The organism is Streptomyces lacrimifluminis, assembly GCF_014646095.1.
GTDB classification, from domain to species: domain Bacteria; phylum Actinomycetota; class Actinomycetes; order Streptomycetales; family Streptomycetaceae; genus Streptomyces; species Streptomyces lacrimifluminis.
Window position 1 is genome coordinate 1 of record NZ_BMMU01000014.1, and the last position, 16148, is coordinate 16148.

Here is a 16148-nt window from a genome sequence, read left to right on the forward strand (position 1 = left end):
GCTGGGAACGCCGCGACGACATCCACGAAGCATTCCTCGGACTCGCCGTCTGCCTGATCACTCACCGCCACGTCCAACGGCTTTGTTAGGGACTGTTATCCGCCGACCGGGGCATCCGACGGGACTGTCCGCAGCACCGCATGCCTCGGCGAGCATCGTCTTCCCGACAGAAGGACCGGGGGTCAGGGCTTACTCGGTCTCATTTCTTCTGTGATCGGCGAGATCGGCGCGAATGAGGTGCCGGCGGCACGGTCGCCAAGGGGTCATGCACCTGCTGGCATGGGATGAGCTAGGGCGGGTAGAGGCTGCACGTTGACGAGGAGGCGTCGTGATGCCTGGGGAGGTCCAACGGCGCCTCCTCGTCCTTACCGTGAGGATCACCTCTGCGCAGGCGGGTGCGAAAAACTCCCCGGAGTCCGGCGCGCACTGGCGCAGTTCGTCGCACACCATGTCCAGCAGGAGGACGACCTGTGGGTTTTCCTTCACCTCCCTCCCCCATCTCCTGGCGGATCCGCAGAGGCGTGGTGGTCGGCTCCAGGGCCCGCGCTGTTCCGGATCCACGGGGCGATCTCCAAGGACTCGCTCGGATCGAAGTTGACGATGAACGGGAGGGCGCCATCCTTCGGGGCGGATCGCGGCGCCATGCCACACGCCGTCTTGGGTCGTGGCTGGTCCGCCGAGCTGCTGTGCGGCAGGATGCCTGCGCCCCAGGCGGTCTGCCCCCGTGCCGCTTCCACCTGACCGTGGCCGGGAAATCATCGCGGCGCGGGTTCAGGACGACGGCCGGGGAGCCGATCGCGTCCAGCTGAAGCACTGCCCGTCGCTGCCGAAATGGCGGACCCTGCGGATGGCGTTCGTTGGCGTGCTGGTTACGTCTCCAGGACGTTGGGGCTCCCGGCGCGGGCCAGGTTGACTATGCGGATGTCTCTCTTCTGGCCTCCTTGCGCCGTGCGGCCTGGTTGGCGGCTATGAGACAGGTCCACATGAGGACCAGGCAGGCCGTCACCGCGATGCGTCCTGCACTGTCGCCATCGATCACCCGCCACGCCAACAGGCCGATGCTCAGGCAGAGCATCGGCCAGTAGACCCGCGGCCCCCACCGGTTACCTGGCCTGGCCCATGCCGGCGGGACGTGGGAATGAGAATCCGGGCGTTGCTCCATATGCGCCTCCCTCTCTCAGTCGCCTTGCCCACAACTACCGCAATAGGCATGCACGTTCACCGGCTTCGGCCCCTGCCCGGTCAGTGCTCAGCGATCAGTCTGGCAACAGCACGGACTGGCCGGCGCGCATGAAGTCCAGGTAGGCACCCCGCGTCTCCTGGCCTTTTCGCGCCGATCCGAGCGCCGCGTACCGTGGCACACCCGCCGACGAGAACGCCGACGACCGCGCCAACAAGCCCGGCGATGCCTGCGACAACGGCTGCCCACTCTTGATCCACGCGCCGAACCTGTCAGAGGCACGGAGTCCCGGAAGCGTTTCACCCCACACTGTCCGCATCACCGCCAGCGCAGTGGCCACTTCCAGCCGTGGAGGCCAGGAAGGCGATCAGGGGCTGTCGCCGCCCCAGTCCCAGCAGGCCGGGTTGCCGGGGCGCGGATCGTACAGCGCCCGCCCGCCAGGCCCGAACTGCCCCAGCTCGGTCTGGAGGGAGACGCCTGTGTCGATCTCGTCCTGCGACCAACCCGTGATGTCCAACAGCAGCCCGTCCAGCGGTCCGCCGACCAGTTCGACGTACGTCTGGCCCGGGCGCGGTCCCGGGGCGGGGTCATCGTGGTCGGCACCATAGACCCGGCCACGCAGCAACTGCTCATCATCGCCGTTCATGCGGTCCAGCCTTCCAGCCGCCACTGACATCAACGCGGGCTGCCAGGAACACCGTGAGCTTGCCCGCGCCGCCGACGAAACAGCCTGCCCAGGTCAGGTCTCGAATTCGTCGTCACGCGAGACACACACTTCGACCGCGCGCTGACTACTGAGAATTTCGAGTTGTCGTCGGGTAATGACGGTTCGGTCCGCAGCATCAGCTCCGGCCCAGCCTGATAGCCGACGGTCTTCGCCGGTCACTGGGACCGAGTCCCCCGGCGGGTCGCCATGTCACACCATCAGCAGCTCATGACAGCCCTCGATGCACTGGACCGCGCCTTCGCCTCTGAAGAGCCGTTCCCCATCGGTGGTTGCCCGTACTGCTACGGCGAGGAGGGACTCACCGAACTCTCCAGGCCGCTGCACCTCATACCCGACGACCTGGTGTCCGCGACCGCCGGAGAGGTGCCCAGCCACTGGGACGACTTCCCGCGTCTCTTCCGCCGTCTCGTCCCGCGCATCATCCGCCCCCTTGTCGCCGGTCAGTTCCACGTCTCCGAGGAACTGATCGCCACCCGCCTGGTCGAAACGGGCTGGAGCACCTGGGACGCGCCCCTGGCCGACGCGCTTCGCACCGTCTGGACCGCATGGTGGCAGGCCACATTGCACACCCACCCCAGCCCAGTGTCCATCAGGGACACCCTCGGCCTCATCACTGTCGCCACCGACAGCCTGCGCCCTCGGCTGGACATATGGACCGCCACCCGGACCCCGGCTGCCGACACGCACTTGGCGCCGGGGATTCCGTGCGGCCGTTGGCAGTCGCGGGCACCGACGGGGTTGGGCAGCAGGCCCCAGGGGAAGTCTCCGTCCCGCGGACCGTCGACTGAAATGGAGCTCCTGTGACGTGAGCAACCGCTGTCCGAGAGCCAGGGGAACTTCAGGGATGGAGTTGATGCGTGGTGGAACGGCGTATGACGGTTGCGACCCACTGGGGCAGTTTTGTCGCGGTGGTCGATTCAGGTCGGTTGGTGCGAATTGAGCCGAGGGGCGACGACCCCGCGCCGTCGCCTATCGGCCCCGGGATGGTGACGGCCGCTGACGACAGCGCTCGCGTGTTGCGCCCGGCGGTGCGCAAGGGCTGGCTGAACGGCCTGCCGCGCGTCCACGACACGGCCAGAGGCGCAGACGCCTTTGTGGAGGTGAGCTGGGACGATGCGATCACGTTGGTCAGCGATGAACTGCGTCGAGTGCGTTCACAGCACGGAGACAGCGCGGTGTTCGGCGGATCCTATGGATGGGCGAGTGCGGGCGGCTTCCACAACGCGCAGGGGCAACTCCACCGGTTCCTGGCGTTGGGCGGGGGATACACCGACTCGCGCAACACGTACAGCACCGCCGCTTTGGAGGTCATCCTCCCCCATGTGATCGGCGGGCATCCGTGGAGCTACCAGTCCCGGATGCCGATGTGGGACGAGATCGCCGAGAGCTGCGAGCTCGTGGTGGCGTTTGGCGGGCTGGCCCTCAAGAACAGCCAGATCAACCCTGGTGGGCTGGCCAGGCACCAGACGCAGAACCTGCAGCGCCAATGCCGTGAGGCCGGGGTGCGGTTCGTGAACGTCAGCCCCATCCGCAGCGACACCGCCGGCTTCCTAGGCGCCGAGTGGCTGCCCGTCATCCCCAACACCGACACCGCCGCTATGCTCGGCATCGCCCACACGATGCTGGTCAACGGGTGGCACGACGAGGACTTCCTTCGCCGGTGCTGCGTCGGCTTCGACCGCTTCGCCTCCTATCTGGTCGGCGAGCTCGACGGCGTCCCCAAGGACGCTGCCTGGGCAGCGAGGATCACGGGCATCAGCCGCGACGCGATCAGCGACCTCGCCCGCCGCCTCACCACCCAGCGTTCTCTCATCATGGTCAACTACGCGGTGCAACGGGCAGACCACGGCGAACAACCGATGTGGATGTCTGTGGTGCTGGCCGCCATGACGGGCTCGATGGGCCGGCCTGGCTGCGGCTGGGGCGCAGGTTACGCGACGATGGACGCGACCGGCGTTGCCAGAGGCCGCCCCTCCGTGGCGACGGTGCCCAAGGTTTCCAACCCCGTTCCGGATTTCATCCCGGTCGCAAGGATCGCCGACACCCTGCTGCACCCGGGGAAGACCATCGACTACGACGGCCGGCGCCTCACGTTGCCCGAGCTTCGCCTGGTCTACTGGTGCGGAGGCAACCCGTTCCACCACCACCAGGACCTGCACCGGTTGGCCCGCGCCTGGCAGACCCCTGACACGGTGGTGGTTCACGAAGCCTGGTGGAACACCACGGCCAAGTTCGCGGACATCGTCCTCCCCGTCGCCACCAGCCTGGAGCGCGACGACTTTGCCGCCGGATTCGCCGATCCCCACCTTGTCGCGATGCCGAAGGTCCGTGAGCCGGAGGGCGATTCGCGCACCGACCACCAGATCTTCGCCGCCTTGGCCTCCCGGCTCGGATTCGAGCAGGAGTTCACGGAGTCGCGCTCCGAGATCGAATGGGTCCGGCACCTTTACGAGCAGACAAGGGCCGAGCTCGGCGACGATGCCGCCTTGCCGGACTTCGACGACTTCTGGCGCAGCTCCACCGCTGAGCTGCCGGCGTTGACCGGACCGTTTCCCGGCAGCTTCGAGGCGCTCCGCGAAGATCCGCAGCGTTTCCCCCTGCCGACGCCTTCGGGCCGGATCGAGATCTTCTCCGAGGAGATCGACTCGTTCGGCTACGCCGACTGCGCCGGGCATCCGACATGGTTCGAACCCGTGGAGTGGCTTCGTGCTGACGTGTCGGACCGGTTCCCGCTGCACTTGATCTCGAATCAGCCCGCCTCGCGCCTGCACAGCCAGTACGACAACGGTGGCCACAGCCTCAATTCAAAGATCCGTGGCCGCGAGCCCGTGACGATCAACCCGTTGGACGCCGCGTCGCGCGGCATCGAGAACGGCATGATCGTGCGCGTCCACAACGACCGAGGTAGCTGTCTGGCGGGCGCAGTCCTGTCGGACGACGTCATGCCAGGCGTCGTACAACTGCCCACGGGAGCGTGGTGGGATCCGGTCCAGCCGGGCCTGAGCGGAACATTGGACCGCCACGGCAATCCGAACGTTCTCACGGCGGATCGGCCGTGCTCGCGCCTGTCCCAAGGACCGAGTGCTCTCAGTGCACTGGTCGACGTCGCGTTATACGACGATCCCCTTCCTGATGTGCTCGCTTTCACCCCGCCACACCTCGAACATTGACACGAAGGCTTCCTGCCGCCTCGGGCAAGTTTCGTGTAGGCCATCGTCGATCGCGCAGCAGGCTGGCCCTGGCCGACGAGAGGCTCTCCACTTGGGGTTTGCACTTGCGTGATGGAATGAATACTGTACGTAGTCGTGACTGCACTTCAAGACCTCAAGTACGGCCAGTGGTTCAGGGGCGCCGACGTCGACGGCGACGGGTTCATCACCCAGCGGGACGTCCGAATGATGAGCGAGCGCTACATCGCCGCCCGCGGCACCGCGCCGGAAGCCGCGACCGCCCGCCTGCTCACCGAGGGGATGGACGGGTTCTGGACGAACGTGCTCGCCCCCATGGATCAGGACGGTGACGGGAAGATCGATCTACGGGAGATGACCGAGGGGTTCAGGCGGGTCCTCACCGACCCCGCCCAGTACCCGGAACAGATCGAGCCGGTGACCAACTACTTCTTCGACCTCGCCGACCTCAACGGAGACGGCAAGATCGACCAGGCGGAGTTCCAGCAGATGTACTACTCGGTCGCCGGCGTTCCCGGCGAGGACTGCGCCGCAGTCTTCGCCGCTTTGGACCGGGACGGCTCCGGTGCGCTGGACCGCGCCGAATTCCACCAGGCCGTCGCGGAGTTCTTCTACGGCAACGACCCGGACGCTCCTGCCAACCACCTGTTCGGCAGGGTCGCCGGCTGACAGCCCCAGACGCGGCCAGGGGCACCGCATGCCCGCACCACTGCTGGTGTGGGCATGCGGCGGGACGACGTCAGGCCAGGCAGCCCCGTTAATGTGTTTCGCGGTCCTGCAATGGGGCCGCTGGCCTCCGGGCCCGGTATGACTGTTGCGCCCTGTCGAACGGATGACCTGGGGGTGGTGTCACCGGGCCGGGAGGTGCCTTCGGCAACCCCGGACCGCCTGCCGCTCCCTGTACCCGGAGGAGCGCCGTGGTGCACGCGCATGTGGACACCCGTCTGGGGCGCCGGCAGGCGCCCCAGACGAACGATGGTCAGACGGCGGGGACGATGCCGCTCTCCTCAATGACGATCTTCTTGGCGGTGCCTCCGGAGCGGCTGCCGAGAGTCTCGATCGTCCTGACGATGTCCGCGCCCTCGACGACCTCGCCGAAGACGACGTGCTTGCCGTCGAGCCACGAGGTCACCACGGTGGTGATGAAGAACTGCGAGCCGTTGGAGTTCGGACCCGCGTTGGCCATGCTCAGCAGGAACGGTCGGTCGTGCTTGAGCTGGAAGTTCTCGTCGGCGAACTTCTCACCGTAGATGCTCTTGCCGCCCGTGCCGTTGCCGTTGGTGAAGTCACCGCCCTGCAGCATGAACTCCGGGATGACCCGGTGGAAGGGCGCACCTTTGTAGCCGAACCCGTTCTGGCCGGTGGCCAGCTCACGGAAGTTGCGGGCGGTCTTCGGCACGACGTCGTCGAACAGTCGGAAGACGATGCGGCCGAGGTCCTCGCCGTTCGCGGAAACCTGGAAATAGACGTTCTCACTCATGCAGTGATTCTCCACCATGGTTTCAGACCCGCGGTACTCGGCGTCGCCTCCGTCGCCTCCGGTACGACCATCGCTTCCCGCGCCGGCCGGGTGGGGCAGCGTCGGGGAGAGGCTGAAAGGAACGCTGGTGCGGCCCGACCCGGTGGTCAAAGTCGGTGTCGACGTCGCCCAGGACAGCTCCGGCAAGGAGGGGCCGTTGTTATGCGGAGCCGGAAGCAGCACCTCGCTACGAGCCATGGGCTGGGCCGTGGCCGGGCCGGCCTGAGGGCACCGGCCCCGTCGGCCCCGTGGAGTGTCCCACCTCACACCGACAGCGCGCCGGCCGATCACGTGCGGGGACGGGTGAAATGCCCAGCCGCCCGCTGACGGTGTGCGGTGTCAGCGGCGGGCGCCGCCGTGGCGGTGGTCGTGGTCGTGGTCGTTCCGCAGGGTGGCCGTGTCGCGGTCGTTGTTCCACACGTACTGACGACGGTCCTGGTAAAGGCTGGCGCGAGTGCCGCGGCCCTCATCGGTGTTGATACGGAGCGTGCCACGACCGGCCACGGTAGCGGGAAGGTACAGGTGCGACCGGACTCGTCCTCAAGGGCCCAGCCGTCGAGGTTGACCATGTTGCGGTGGTGTTGTTGGCGTCCACCCACGCCTTGTGCGGCGAGCGGTTGGAGCGGTTGTCGTGTCCCGGGGATTCGTACTGGACGTGCACGTACGGTTTCCGAGTTCAGGCGACACTGATTGCGTGATTATCGAACGCGCGTATGCCCATTTCTCCTCGTACGACGCGGAGACCTGGCCTTGGTCGGTGCCCTGCGTCCGGCAGTTGCTCGACGAAGGGCTGCGGTTCACCGCGCCGGTGACCTTTCTGGTCGGTGAGAACGGCTCGGGGAAGTCGACCCTGGTCGAGGCGTTGGCGGAGGGGTTCGGCCTGGACTCCTACGGTGGCTCCCACGACTGGCGCTACGCTTCCCCGCGCGGCAAGTCGGCGCTCGGAGAGGGTATGAAATTCGACGCCGCCTCGGGACGCGGGCGCCGTATGGTCACCAGCTGGTCAGCTCGCAAGGGCTTCTTCCTGCGTGCCGAGACCGCTATGGACGCCCTGGGCAGGGAGGGGTTCTCGCCGGACTCCGTGAGTCATGGTGAGGGCTTTCTCGCGGCGTTCCGCGGGAAGTTCCTTCACGCCGGGCTCTATGTTCTCGACGAGCCGGAGGCAGCGCTCTCCTTCTCTTCGTGCCTCGAGCTGATCGGGCACATCGACAGGTTGGCCAAGGAGGGCGGCCAGGTCATCTGTGCCACGCACTCCCCGTTGCTGACCGCGCTGCCGGGCGCGGACATCATCGAGGTCGGTGAGCACGGTATGCGGAGGGTCGCCTGGCAGGAGCTCGGCGTCGTGGATCACTGGCGCCGTTATCTCGCCGACCCGCACTCCTATCTACGGCACATCCTCGAACCGTAGGCGGGTCCCCATCAGCCCTCGTCACATGGGCGACGCAGAAGGCCCGGCTCTCGGCGTTTGCCAACTGTGCTGCGTCGTCACACGGACGCTCCCCCGATGGGATGAGCACGAAGGTCCACCTGGCCAGTGACAACCGCGCACGGCTACATCCATCCATGTCAATGCCCGCCAGGCCGGTGACGCGTCGGCCTTCGAGGTGGTCATGGCCGGAATGCGGATCCCGCGAAGCGGGCTCGGCAGGCCGAGAACCCGCCCTGTGGTCGTCCTTGCCGATCGCGCCATCGCTCACCAGGCCGCACTCCAACTTGCGGCCATCAGCGGATGGGCGCAGGCGGGGGAGAGCAGCGGGGCAACCACCTCGGCGTCGTGCCCAATCCTCAACCGCATTGCGTACAGGTGCTCGTACGCGACGAGCCGCAGATCCTTCGGCCGGGTCGCGGAGGCGGCGCCGGTCTACGCCAAGGCACGGCGGGCGGCGGCGACGTGCGAAGGGACCAGCGCGGACATCAGCACCACGGGTCTCGATCCGCCCAGGGGCAGAATTCGGGTCCTATCGTCCCCCGCCTCGACCGGCCGCAGCAGGCGCACTTCGATCATCGCTCCCCAGCAAGCGTCGGTCGATTCGCGAGTGAGGCCCGGCAACGATATCCGCAGGCCCGGAGCAGGCGTCACGGATTGCCGGGCCGCTGTCCGGCTTCGAGTGGTCCGGTGGCACGGGACGCGGCCGAGGCGCGGGCGGGAGCGCTCCCCTCTCCTTCTCGGCGTGAGCGGGTATTGGCCGGTTCCGGTGATGCCCCGACGCGGGGCGCGGACATCTGGGGGACGCGCCTGCCGCCCCCCGTATGACTTCGCACACGTGGCGCTCATACGGGACGGATGTGCGCTCCGTCCGCTCTCTGACGAACAACCACCGAGCGAGGAGACGACCATGACGAGCACCCTGCGCGCGGCAGCGCGTTCACTGCGGCGCGCAATCCCGGCCGCGGCCATCGCGACGGCCGCAGCGCTTCCCCTGTTGCTCCCCACGCCGGCCCAGGCGACCACGCCGGAAGTCGAGTTGTACGTGTGGGCAACCGGTGTGAACGTACGGGCGTGCCCGGAGGTCTCCGCGGCCTGCCCGGCGATCGCGGGCGCGCAGATCGGCAAGCGGTGGGTGACGGCGTTCTGCCAGCGCCAGGGCACCCAGGTGGTGGACGGCCCCTACCGCAACAACTGGTGGGTGCAGGTAAACGCGGGCGGCCCGGTCGGCTGGATCAGCGCGGTGTACGTGCGCGGCGGCGACAACGACCAGCCGGTGCCTGGCCTGTCCACCGGGTCCGACTGCAAATGACCCCGGAGGACAGGGGCACGGACGCTCTTGCAAGGGGCCCGTTCCTGGCGGACGCAGCGGCGGACTCAGTGACGGCGCCGGGCAGCGCGTCGTCGGCCTGGCCGTCAGTGCGGGAAGCGGCGGGGTGGGCGGGTGACTATCGATCCGCGGAACTCGGCGATCCGCGAATGGACTTGGCGCATCAGGTGGGTTTCCTCGATCCGGTCCAGGTAGAGGCAGCGGGCTGCCAGGCCCGGGAGGTCGAAGGCGAAGTACAGGGACATCAGCGGGTTCACGAACAACTCGCTGCCCCGGGTGCGGTCTGTGAACCGGACGTCGCCGAACGAGCCGCGCACGGCTGCCGCGATGGATCCGTTCACGATGCTGGGGTGCTCCGGGGTGTGCTGCTGTGCGTGCGTCACCGCGTCAAGGTAGAGGGCGCCCTCACGGGTGGTACGTGGTATCGAGAACGCGCCGAGGTACGCGCCGTCGCGCTCCAGCGCGGCGATGTTCTCCAGTACCTGCACATGGTTCACGCCGTGGTACGCGTCCACGCCGAAGCCGACCGAGACGACGAGCCGGGTCGGTATATCGTCCAGCGCGGCCAACGCCGCCACGCTGGCCAGGTCCTCTTCCGGAGTACCGAGCCCGGCTTCGTCGCCGCGCATCAGAATGTCCGTACCGCCGTCGACCAGCACCACGGCGTCGACGCGGTGCAGCTCGATCAGTTCTCGGTAGGCGGCGCGCAGCGGACGCACCCCGGTCCGGGGGAAGGCGTACACGGTGAACGGGTAGCCGTTCCGGCTCAGCCACTGGGCAAGGGTCCGCTCGGGGAAATAGCTCTGGTGCAAAGCCGAGTCGGGAGTGATCGCGGCCAGGTCGGGGGCGACCCAGTCGTCGATCGGAAGACCCTCGAGTGCGCTGAAGGAGAGGTTCGCGAGATGCACCTGTTTGCCCTGGTGCAAGAGGGAAAGAGCCAACGGCAGACCGGAGTAGATGTCGAATCCACCACCCGCGCCCGCGACGAGGATCCGTTCGGCATCGGCAAGTCGGCTGAAGAGTGGGTTGGAGTGAAGAGACGTCATGCCGATCATTGTCCCGGGACCCGGCACCGGGCGCCCCGGGTTCCCGCCCGACGATGAAGTCGCGGAGCAACAGGAACGAAGGTCACCAGGCTCGACCGCCAGAGGCGGCCTACGCGGTGACAGGCCCTGGCTGACACCCGCTCAGACCTGCACATGCACTCATGAGACACCTGGTGCAGCTCACACAAACGGCGAGGAAAGCGTACGGGACGTCGCCGGGCCGCCTCGCGTCGAGCGGTTGCAGAACCGGCTGGCCCGGCGCGGCACCAGGGCGGGCCGGGCGACCCAGGAGTGGCCCGCCCACTTCGTCGCGTTCGATCCGTCGCGTTCGATCCGTTGCGGCCGGCCGGGACGGACACGACCGGGTGGCCGTACCGGCGGCGCGGGGCCGCGCTGGAGTCCGTGCTCGCCACTCACTGGGCTGTGGGATGGGCGGTGCAGGCCCTGTGCCCGTCTGCCGACGAGGCCTGTGTCGTGCGCGAGTGGCTGACGCGGGCGTCGGTCGGGAGGGAGCCCTGCGTCTCTGGACGATGCCTACCGGCCCTCGGTGAGGGACCGGCAGAAACGCAAGGTCCGCGAGACGAGAGCGGCGACCGTGCCGCACGGTCACGGCTCCCCGGCCGCTCCCCACGTGATGGTGACCGCGCGGCCGTGACGGTTACGCCGTTTGGTGGAGTGCTGCCTCGACTGGAGCGCGGAGTCGTCGTCGCCGAAAGACAGTTGAGACGGTGCCCTTGATAGGGAAGGGTCTGTGGCCATGGAGTTCTTCTGCTATCACCGTGATCGGCCCGGCTCCCTCGCGTTACGTGAGGAGTTGCTGGAGACGCACTGGTCCTACGTGGACCGGTACGCGAAGGAACTGATCGCTCGCGGCCCGACCTTCGCCGCTGATGGTGAGACACCCACCGGCAGCGTGCACATCGTCGACCTGCCCGATCCCGCCGCCGCCCGCGCGTTCGTCTTCGACGAGCCCAACTACCGGGCCGGCGCGTACCGGGACGTGCTGCTGCGCCGGTGGCGCAACGTGCTGGGACGCACCATGTGGGAATTCCCGGGTGGCCGGACCGGTGGCAACCGGTACCTGGTGCTCGGCCTCGGCGAAGGCCCGGCCGCCGACCTCGCCCTGCCGCTCGACCGGGACGAGCTCGTCGCGTACGGGCCGCTGCTGTCCGACGACGGCGACACCTGGCTGGGTACGGCGGCGCTGCTCAGGGCCCCGGATCCGGACACGGCACGAGCCGTCCTGACTCCGGACCGGTACGCGGACATCGAGGTCCACGACTGGGAGTTCGGCGGGCGCCGATGAGCCACGAAGGCACCGCCCTGATGTCATCTCCGGACCACATCGACCTGGGGCAGGAGCGGTGACGGTGGCGCTGCGGACCGTTCCACTGGTCGGCGGGCCGGTGGAGCTACGGGGAGCGCTGGACCTGGAGACCACGCAGGCAGGGGTGATGCCGCGCCGGCTGCCCGCGTGGACCAAGGCGCAGTACCAGGACCCGTCGGTCTACGGAGTGACCGTGATGCCTTCGGGGGTCCGGCTGGTGTTCCGCACCGACGCGCGCGCATTGGAGTTCGAGGTACTCACCTTCACCGGCCAGCTCGCCTGCGACCCCCACCCTCGCCCGACCGGGATGCTGGAGTTGCTGGTGGACGGCGCCTTGGCCGGCCGTCAGCAGGCGCCGGTGGGCAACGTGCTGCGGATGGCGGGCCCCGGGTCCGTACAGGAACTCGTCCCGGGCGGGCCAGCAACCGTACGGTTCGCCGGGCTGCCGGCCGGCATGAAGAACGTCGAGTTGTGGCTGCCACAGCAGACCCCAACGGAACTGGTGGCCCTGCGCGCTGACGGCGACGTGCTGGCATCACTGCCGGACGGGCGGCGCCGCTGGGTGCACCACGGGAGTTCCATCAGTCACTGCATCGAGGCTGACGGCCCGACCGGGACCTGGCCGGTGGTGGCAGCCGCGCTCGGAGGGGTGGAGGTGATCAACCTCAGCCAGGCGGGCAACGCGCTGCTGGATCCCTATGTCGCAAGGACGATCCGCGATACGCCCGCCGACCTGATCAGCCTCAAGGTGGGGATCAACATCGTGAGCCTGTCCGCCTTCCGGCTGCGGACGTTCGGCCCGGCGGTACACGGGTTCCTGGACACGATCCGGGATGGACACCCGGACACCCCGCTGCTGTTGATCTCTCCGGTGAGCTGTCCGGCCCTGGAGGAGACCCCCGGCCCGACCGCTACCGGCCCGGACGGGAGGCTCGTGGCCCTGGGCGATCGGGCCGATGTGGCCGCCGGGGCATTGTCGCTGGCGGTGGTCCGTGCCGAGCTGGCCCGGATAGCTGCGGCACGACAGGCGACTGATCCCCACCTCCACCATCTCGACGGACGCGAGCTGCTCGGCCCTGAAGAGGCAGATGACCTGCCCCGACGGCCTTCACCCCACCGCCGCCGCATACCGGCGAATGGGCAAGCGCTTCGCGGCCCACGCCTTCGCGGCCGACGGTCCCTTGCGCTGAGCCAGTCGGGCTCCACACCCCGCACCGAGGGTGGACCTTCGGCGACTGGCGCCAGTGCCGACTCGGCTGGTCGAGGAGCTCGAGAGCGGCCGACGTTTCCTGGCTCAGGCGGCCTGCGTGAGGTCGTCCGGACGGGGCGCCGGCCGTTCGGCCCGGCTGGCACGGCTGGCACGGCTGGCACGGCTGGCACGGCTGGCACGGCTGGCAGGCTTGCGTGTGAGGCGGCCGGCCATGAGCGTGATCGACGCCCACGCGATCAGGGCCTCACAGTGCTGACCTGGACGAACTCCGGAACGCCAGAAAGACTCTGGGCGGCAGGTGGTGTGTCCCATGACGCGCGGGACACAGCACCCAGCTGAGCTCGCCGCCCCGACCCTGGCCGCGGCTGCGCCGCCCCTCCGCCGGACAGTGGACGTGTTGCGATCTCCGTCTGGGGATCCATGACGATCCGTCCGGCGCGTGTCCCACGAGGTCAAGCCGAGGTCCCGTCGTCGGCCAGGTCGTCGAAGATCACGACCTCGCGGGTGAGGAGGAAGAAGGACAGGGAGGGCTGCAAGTGCGCACCGTGCTTCTCCGCCTGCCCGGCCAAGGCCTCCTGCCAGGCGCGGAAACCGGTCAGAGCCTCCGCCTCGTCGCACCACAGGGCGAAGTAGGCGTCGTACGCGGGCTGCTCCGACGTGCCTCCGAAGTACGCGGCCATACCGTCCCCGGGGAGGGGCGTGTGCCACGCGTGGCCGCGCAGGTACTGGGCGGGCCCGGCCGGGTCGGCGAGCAGTTCCTCGTAGGCCTGTCGCAAGTCCTGCTGGAAGGTTTCCGGGGCGAGCCCGTCTGCGGCCTTGAGAAAGTGGAGGATCTTCACCGTGCCGGTTGCGGATCGGGGTGTCTCGGCCGCGCTCTCCTCGACGAGCATGCTGACCGCGGCCGGCTGGTCGCTGAAGTTGGCCCCGTCCGGGCCGACGACCTCGCGCGTGTACGGGTCCGCGAAGGTCTGCGCCATGGACTCGAGGTCGTCGAAGTACAGCTCGGTCACGGAGTCGCGCGGCAGGGTCACCTGATAGCCCACGTCCCCGAGCGCGCCGTAGGCGCCGTCGAGCACGTGGTTCTGGACGTACTTGCGCACGGTCAGCTTGTCGGCGCGCGCTATCGCGCCGTGCACGTTCTCGACGTACTCGGCGTACTCGGCGTGCGTCATGCCGGGACGGCGTCGTGCGGCGGCCACCAATTTGATCATTTGAGTCTCCTGGTGCGGCGATGTATGACGGATATCCGTGATGCTCGGGAAGGGTCGGTCAGGGCGCGAGAGTTCCCTTCAGAGCGTCCGAGAGGAGGGCACGGAGGGCGCCCTCGGTGACCGGTCGTGGATTGGCGTAGGGCTGGGCCTGTGCTTGGGCCGTGATCTCGTCGAAGTCGGGCTCGGTGAGGCCCAGTTCGGCAAGCGAGCGCGGGGCTCCGAGTTCGGCGGATGCTCGCGCGAGGTGCTGCGGTACGTCGTCCGTGGCCAGCGCGCGGCGCAGGGCCTGCTCGGCGGCCGGTGCCGCGGGGAGGTTGAGCGCGGCGACGTACGGGAGGAGGACGGTGTGGGTGGCGGCGTGGGGCAGATCGAAGGTGCCGCCCAGGATGTGGCACAGCTTGTGGTGGAGCGACATGGTCGTGGCCCCCAGGCACGCCCCGCACAGCCACGCTCCACGCAGCGCGTCGGTGCGGGCCGGCAGGTCGCCGGGGTCCGCGGCGATGACCGGCAGCGCCGCGGCCAGCGAGCGCACCCCTTGCTCGGCCATCAGGGACACGATCGGCGAGGCGTCCGGCGCGTACAGGGCTTCCATGGCATGGGCGATGGCGTTGAAACCGCTGGTCACGGACATGTCCACGGGGAGGCCGACGGTGAGTGCGGGGTCGTAGACCACACTGCGGGGCAGGACGGCACGGTCGCGGCCGGTGCGCTTGCGTCCGTCCTCGGTGAGTCCCCACACGGTGGTCATCTCCGAGCCGGCGTAGGTCGTCGGCACGCTGATCACGGGCAGGCCGGAGCTCAGGGCGATCGCCTTGCCCAGACCGATGGTGGAGCCGCCGCCGATGGCCAGGCAACCGTCCGCGCCGGCATCGCGTGCTGCCGTGCGGGCCGCCTCGGCGACTTCGGCCGGCACGTGCATCCGGGCCCCGGTGAACAGCCCGACGCATGCGTCGCCCAGCAGACCGGCCGCGCGCTCGGCGAGCGGGCGCTGCTCTGGGGTGGACAGCACCAGTAGCCGCCGCAGGCCCAACCGCTCGGCTTCCTGCGGGAGTTGACGCAGGCTGCCGGTGCCGAACACCACTCGCATCGGCAGGGCTTCGTAGGTGAAGGTCATCGTGCCGACTCGGATTCCGGGGCCAGCACGATGTCGAACCTCGCGTGGGTGAAGGGCACGGTCACGCCGAAGCGCTCGGCGTCCCGTTCCTCGTACGAATCGGTGAAGTCCGTGATCAGGCCTCGCTTGACCGCGAAGACCGCGTCGGAGTCGATGTACGGGCTGCCCGCGACGAACGCGTGCGTGGTGACCGGCCGGTGGTGCTCGGCACTCGCGATGAAGTGGATGTGGGCGGGCCGGTAGGGGTGCCGGCCGGTGGCTTCGAGCAGGAGGCCGACGGGGCCGTCGACGGGTATCGGGTAGTGGGAGGGAACGACGGTACGGAACCAGTAGCGGCCCTCGCCGTCCGTACGGAATAGCCCGCGGCCGTTTCCCGGCGGCTGTTCGTCGGGCTGCTGCACGTCGTAGAAGCCGTCCTTGGAGCACTGCCACACGTCGAGTTCGGTGTCCGGCAGGGGGGTTCCGTCGGCGGCGAGCAGTCGGCCGGACACCACGCACGGGCGGCCGGTGCCGAGGAGGTCGATGGAGTCGCCGAGCTCGCGGCGGGGCGAGGACGTCATGTGGAAGGGGCCGAGGACGGTGCTCCCGGTTCCCTCCTCGGCCCCGTTCAGGGTCTCGACGAGCATGGAGACGCCCAGGACGTCGGAGAGCAGGACGAACTCCTGGCGGGTGTCGTCGCAGGTCCGGCCGACGGCGGTGAGGAAGCCGATCGCGGTTTCCCATTCCTCCATCGTGGGTTCGATGTCCCGCACGAAGTCGTGGAGGTGGTGGGTCAGGCTCTCCATGACCTGCCGCAGCCGCTGGTCCTTGGTCTGGCGAAAGCTCTCCACCACCGCGTCGGTGGCGGTCTCGACGGTGAAGTCCACGTGG

The 16148-nt window shown here is 68.6% G+C and carries 13 protein-coding genes and 2 pseudogenes; 8 read left to right on the top strand and 7 right to left on the bottom strand.

Annotated elements, in window-relative coordinates:
• Window positions 1-1547 precede the first annotated feature (1547 nt).
• Window positions 1548-1826 (bottom strand): hypothetical protein, encoded by a 279-nt coding sequence (locus IEY89_RS21175; protein ID WP_189149034.1) that lies wholly within the window; start codon window positions 1824-1826, stop codon window positions 1548-1550.
• Window positions 1827-2093: 267 nt separating this feature from the next.
• Between IEY89_RS21175 and IEY89_RS21180 the strand changes: the two genes are divergently transcribed.
• From IEY89_RS21180 to IEY89_RS21190, 3 genes are all read left to right on the top strand, one after another.
• Complete coding sequence (locus IEY89_RS21180; RefSeq protein ID WP_229695340.1) at window positions 2094-2711, top strand: hypothetical protein; 618 nt, start codon at window positions 2094-2096, stop codon at window positions 2709-2711.
• A 68-nt stretch (window positions 2712-2779) separates the two neighbouring features.
• A complete protein-coding gene (locus IEY89_RS21185; RefSeq protein ID WP_229695341.1) occupies window positions 2780-5077 on the top strand; it encodes a molybdopterin-dependent oxidoreductase in 2298 nt (765 codons plus the stop codon).
• A 135-nt stretch (window positions 5078-5212) separates the two neighbouring features.
• Window positions 5213-5764: an EF-hand domain-containing protein gene (locus tag IEY89_RS21190; protein WP_189149036.1), complete on the top strand. Its 552-nt coding sequence runs from the start codon at window positions 5213-5215 to the stop codon at window positions 5762-5764.
• A gap of 310 nt (window positions 5765-6074) precedes the next feature.
• Here the strand turns inward: IEY89_RS21190 and IEY89_RS21195 are convergent, their stop codons facing one another.
• Both IEY89_RS21195 and IEY89_RS40765 read right to left on the bottom strand, forming a co-directional pair.
• A complete protein-coding gene (locus tag IEY89_RS21195) occupies window positions 6075-6575 on the bottom strand; it encodes a peptidylprolyl isomerase (protein ID WP_189149037.1) in 501 nt (166 codons plus the stop codon).
• Window positions 6576-6953: 378 nt separating this feature from the next.
• Window positions 6954-7118: a lamin tail domain-containing protein gene (locus IEY89_RS40765; protein WP_229695342.1), complete on the bottom strand. Its 165-nt coding sequence runs from the start codon at window positions 7116-7118 to the stop codon at window positions 6954-6956.
• A 190-nt stretch (window positions 7119-7308) separates the two neighbouring features.
• Between IEY89_RS40765 and IEY89_RS21205 the strand changes: the two genes are divergently transcribed.
• The 3 genes and pseudogenes from IEY89_RS21205 (at window position 7309) to IEY89_RS21210 (ending at window position 9352) form a co-directional block, all read left to right on the top strand.
• Window positions 7309-8022 carry an AAA family ATPase gene (locus IEY89_RS21205; protein WP_189149038.1) on the top strand — a complete coding sequence of 238 codons (714 nt, stop codon included), beginning with the start codon at window positions 7309-7311 and terminating at the stop codon, window positions 8020-8022.
• 83 nt (window positions 8023-8105) lie between these two features.
• Window positions 8106-8381, top strand: a pseudogene (locus IEY89_RS40770) (IS5/IS1182 family transposase); the annotation flags it as partial.
• A gap of 569 nt (window positions 8382-8950) precedes the next feature.
• Window positions 8951-9352, top strand: coding sequence for a hypothetical protein (locus IEY89_RS21210; protein WP_189149039.1), 402 nt, complete (start codon window positions 8951-8953; stop codon window positions 9350-9352).
• A gap of 104 nt (window positions 9353-9456) precedes the next feature.
• Here the strand turns inward: IEY89_RS21210 and IEY89_RS21215 are convergent, their stop codons facing one another.
• Window positions 9457-10416, bottom strand: coding sequence for a DUF1152 domain-containing protein (locus tag IEY89_RS21215; protein ID WP_189149040.1), 960 nt, complete (start codon window positions 10414-10416; stop codon window positions 9457-9459).
• A gap of 757 nt (window positions 10417-11173) precedes the next feature.
• Between IEY89_RS21215 and IEY89_RS21220 the strand changes: the two genes are divergently transcribed.
• A complete protein-coding gene (locus IEY89_RS21220) occupies window positions 11174-11722 on the top strand; it encodes a YciI family protein (protein WP_189149186.1) in 549 nt (182 codons plus the stop codon).
• Between the two features lie 25 nt (window positions 11723-11747).
• Window positions 11748-12933, top strand: a pseudogene (locus tag IEY89_RS21225) (lipase).
• Window positions 12934-13405: 472 nt separating this feature from the next.
• On the opposite strand, the gene IEY89_RS21230 reads toward IEY89_RS21225, so the two are convergent.
• From IEY89_RS21230 to IEY89_RS21240, 3 genes are read right to left on the bottom strand one after another with little or no spacing between them, the layout of a single operon-like run.
• Window positions 13406-14164 carry an EthD domain-containing protein gene (locus IEY89_RS21230; protein WP_189149041.1) on the bottom strand — a complete coding sequence of 253 codons (759 nt, stop codon included), beginning with the start codon at window positions 14162-14164 and terminating at the stop codon, window positions 13406-13408.
• 58 nt (window positions 14165-14222) lie between these two features.
• Window positions 14223-15278: a maleylacetate reductase gene (locus tag IEY89_RS21235; protein ID WP_189149042.1), complete on the bottom strand. Its 1056-nt coding sequence runs from the start codon at window positions 15276-15278 to the stop codon at window positions 14223-14225.
• Window positions 15275-16144 (bottom strand): dioxygenase family protein, encoded by an 870-nt coding sequence (locus IEY89_RS21240; protein ID WP_189149043.1) that lies wholly within the window; start codon window positions 16142-16144, stop codon window positions 15275-15277. Before IEY89_RS21240 ends, IEY89_RS21235 begins: the two co-directional genes overlap by 4 nt.
• Window positions 16145-16148: the final 4 nt, after the last annotated feature.